This is a genomic window from Aestuariivirga sp., from assembly GCF_046093005.1.
In the GTDB taxonomy this organism is placed as follows: domain Bacteria; phylum Pseudomonadota; class Alphaproteobacteria; order Rhizobiales; family Aestuariivirgaceae; genus Aestuariivirga.
On record NZ_JBJTER010000107.1, the window covers coordinates 1 to 3,198 of the forward strand.

General features: G+C 68.0%; 5 protein-coding genes and 1 pseudogene. All 6 read right to left on the reverse strand.

The window, feature by feature from the left end:
- The coding region (locus ACKOED_RS09535) for a TIGR02594 family protein (RefSeq protein ID WP_408916363.1) at positions 1–670 on the reverse strand (670 nt) is incomplete at its 3' end.
- Positions 671–767: 97 nt separating this feature from the next.
- The gene (locus ACKOED_RS09540; protein WP_408916364.1) at positions 768–1,085 is read right to left on the reverse strand and encodes a hypothetical protein; all 318 of its coding nucleotides are present in this window, start codon (positions 1,083–1,085) and stop codon (positions 768–770) included.
- A gap of 24 nt (positions 1,086–1,109) precedes the next feature.
- Positions 1,110–2,117, reverse strand: coding sequence for a phage late control D family protein (locus tag ACKOED_RS09545; protein WP_408916365.1), 1,008 nt, complete (start codon positions 2,115–2,117; stop codon positions 1,110–1,112).
- A 6-nt stretch (positions 2,118–2,123) separates the two neighbouring features.
- Positions 2,124–2,345 (reverse strand): tail protein X, encoded by a 222-nt coding sequence (locus tag ACKOED_RS09550; RefSeq protein WP_408916366.1) that lies wholly within the window; start codon positions 2,343–2,345, stop codon positions 2,124–2,126.
- Positions 2,342–2,764 carry a phage tail protein gene (locus ACKOED_RS09555; RefSeq protein ID WP_408916367.1) on the reverse strand — a complete coding sequence of 141 codons (423 nt, stop codon included), beginning with the start codon at positions 2,762–2,764 and terminating at the stop codon, positions 2,342–2,344. Before ACKOED_RS09555 ends, ACKOED_RS09550 begins: the two co-directional genes overlap by 4 nt.
- Positions 2,764–3,198 (reverse strand): annotated as a pseudogene (locus tag ACKOED_RS09560) (hypothetical protein); the annotation flags it as partial. The gene ACKOED_RS09555 and the pseudogene ACKOED_RS09560, both read right to left, overlap by 1 nt.

The window sequence follows — 3,198 nt, forward strand, 5'->3', positions numbered from 1 at the left end:
GGGATCCTTCCGGCCTGCCCTCCGCCCGCTCCCGCGACACGGCGCGCGGCCTTGCCTTCTGCAGCGCCTCCACGAGGACGGGATCGACGTCGGGGCTGAGGCCCAGGCCGTTGTCGGCCCGGAAGGCCAGCACGGCGGCTCTGGTGCGGGGACCATAGCGTCCGTCCACGATGCCAACCTCGAAGTAGCCGAGGTCCTTCAGCTGCTGCTGGATGACCTTCAGCTCAGGGCGCTGCGGCCCGCCGGCGGCAATGGGGCGGCGGATGCCGAGCAGCCTGGACTTCGGGTAGCGCGTCACTGTGACGGCATCGGACTGGTTGCCGCCCAGCACCTCGATCTGGCTGCCCGTTTCCCTGAGGAAGAAGGCGACATGGCCGGTCGCGGCGGATGTGCCGCGCGAGAAGACGGCGACGTCGCCTTCCCTTGCCTGTTCCGGGCCCGCCACCTTCTCGCCCCAGCCGAGGTAGGAGCGCGCATTGAGCTTCCGCGTCGAGGCGATGCCCGCCTTCTCCAGGCAGTACCCAATGAAGGCTGCGCACCACGCCACCTCGTCATGCTCCACTTGAGTGTGGCCGATGGAACGGTACATCTCCATGATCTTCGGGTTGTCGGCGGCGCCCTTCAGCTCCTTCGTGCCGAGGAGGCTCCGGGCGATGGTCATGTGGGTCATTGGCAAATTCCTTCTTGTGGCCGGAGGCGCTCACGGCCTTCGGCTTCGGTTGCGGGTTGAATGGATGATGGCCGGGGTGGGTGTGCCGGCGCGCCGCTCAGAGCGGCGGCAGCTTGGTCAGGCGCTCGAGCAGGAAGGCGTAGAGCTTGTCGATCTTGCCTTCGATGGCGTCGAAGCGCCGGGTGATGGACGGCTGGTCGATGCGGGCGACATCGAGTTCCAGTGTGCCGACGCGGGCGCGGATGTCGTGGATATCGGCCCTGATGGTGGCGATGTCCTTCCGGACCTGCTGGCCGGCATCGGGGACGAGCGCCTCCTTCAGCTTCACCATGGCGAGGAGAGCGCCTGCGAGGCCGCCGAGCCCCACCACGAAATACACCGCCGCCGGGATGTCGCCGGTCCAGTCCTGGGTCATCGGGATATCTCCTGCCGGATGCTCTCAGATGCCGCCCGCGCCGCCGGACCCCGGCTGCCTCAGGCTCAGTTGAGTGACGAAGCCGCCGCCGCGCGAATAGCTGTGGGTGACGCTCTCGATGCGGTACGGGCCGTCAATCCCCGGCCTTGCGCCCTCGACGATGCAGAGCCCGTCCGGGATGGCGGCGGTATCGCCCTCGATGGTGACGCTGCCCTCGCCCGCGTCACGCTCCGAGGTGGCCCGGTCGGAGACGGTCTGCTGGCTTGCCTCGGCTTCGTCCGGCTTCGCATAGCGGTGATCGTGCCGGGCATCGGCGGCGAGAGAGGTGCCCTCTTCCGTCTCCCGCCATTCGGCCTGCTTCGGGTCGTACCAGCGGGCGCGCATCCGGGAGTATTGCGCGCGTCCGAGGGCAGGCGAGATGTCCCAGCCGTGGAGGTTGCGGCCCCAGGCGGCCAGGACGGCGGCGGTGTAGGTCGCGCCGCGCTTCGACATGATGGCGCGCGTACCCTGGATGCGGAAGTTGCCGCCGATCTCGCGGGCCAGCCTTTCGCCCATGTGGATGAAGCTCTCGTCGCGCATCTCGAAGTATTTGCGCCTGATCGAGGCCAGCGACGGGTCGATGTCCACCCCGGTGACGCCCGCCGTCCTGCCGGCCTCCCTGAGAATGTCCCCGGCCGTGCTGTCGTCGAAGTGCCGCTGCTGGCCCTCCTTAGGTTTCCTCGTGGTGTCCATGCCCCTGGCGGTGATCCGCAGCGTGCGCCCGCTGCCCCGCGAGCCGGACGATCTCACCTCGTCCACCGTACCGGTGAACACCACCCGCACCCCCTCGTCCTCCCAGCCCAGCGCCACGATGACCGGCGCGCCAATTTGTGGAAGAACGATCCGGCCCTGCGTGTCGTCGATCTCGAGGCTTGCGGTATCGGCGTGGGTTCCGGCCTTGCCGGATACGGTGAGCGAGATGAGGACCGGCATCAGCGTCGCGGTGATGTTGGTCCCGGCGACCGTGACCATGAACACCGCACGCTTCGACATGGAGGATCACCACAGCTTGATCGGATCGAGGATGGCCGGGGCGCGCGGCGCCGGAACAGGCATGTTGAAGGTGGCGCCGACGGGCAGGAAGGCGCCGAGATCGGCCAGCCCCGGGTTCATGTCGTGGATCTGCTCGACGAGGCCCGGCATCGGGCGCTTGAAGCGCCGCCAGACGATCAGCGAGACGGTGATGAAGTCGCCCTCGACCGTGACCGGCTCGACGATCATGAGAACACCCCCGGGAAGACCGAGAAGAAGCTGCCATTGGAAGGCTTGGCCGACCGGCGCACCGCGATGTCCACGTCGATCACCTTGCCGATGCCTTTCGCGTCGAGATAGCTCGACCGCTCAGCGACCTTGTCGATCACCACCCAGCCCATCTGCGCCCCGTCGCCGCGCATCATGTAGAGCGGACGTCCGGCGGCGCGGGCCTGGTAGAGCTTCCGGAGGTCGCCGAGCCCGCCGAACCTGTGCGGGAAGAGCCGTGCCCTGATCGACCAGCTTTCGGGTCCCTCGCCCACCCATTCGAGCGGCGGCCTTGCCCCCAGCACCGGCTTCTCGACGAAGTCCGATTGATGCCCGTGGTCATAGTCCGTGGCGTTGAACGGATAGACCTCGAAGCGGATGGGGCCCAGCGACATCAGCATCAGGCGAACCTCAGGCCGGCATCGGCATAGACGCCCCGGAAGGTCTCGCGGACCTCGTCGCGCAGCACGCGGCGGATCTGCTGGACGACATCCTCGGCGTCGGTCCTGCCGTTGAAGCTCATGTTGAACACCGGCGCGACGGTGATGCCGCCGGCCGGAAGCGAGCCCGCCCGGTTGACGTAGCCCGAGCGCCCGGCGGTGATGAGTTCCGGTCCCCGCTCGCCCACGAGATAGGTCGAGCCCCGGGAGATGGGTCCGCCCTTCGCCCGCTGGCCATCGATGACGCCCGTTCCCATCGGATCGCCGGACACCCCCTCGGCGCCGCCGAAGGAGAGCGCCGACCTGATCCGGCTTCCGATGCCGGAGACATAGTTGAGGAGATCGTTGGCGACGGAGACGATGCCGTCGAAGAAGGACTGCATCATCTGGCGGCC

Excerpts from the sequence above, each read along its gene's own strand:
- ACKOED_RS09550 (WP_408916366.1), bottom strand. The coding sequence starts at position 2,345 with ATGATCGTCGAGCCGGTCACGGTCGAGGGCGACTTCATCACCGTCTCG.
- ACKOED_RS09545 (WP_408916365.1), bottom strand. The coding sequence starts at position 2,117 with ATGTCGAAGCGTGCGGTGTTCATGGTCACGGTCGCCGGGACCAACATC.
- ACKOED_RS09540 (WP_408916364.1), bottom strand. The coding sequence starts at position 1,085 with ATGACCCAGGACTGGACCGGCGACATCCCGGCGGCGGTGTATTTCGTG.
- ACKOED_RS09555 (WP_408916367.1), bottom strand. The coding sequence starts at position 2,764 with ATGCTGATGTCGCTGGGCCCCATCCGCTTCGAGGTCTATCCGTTCAAC.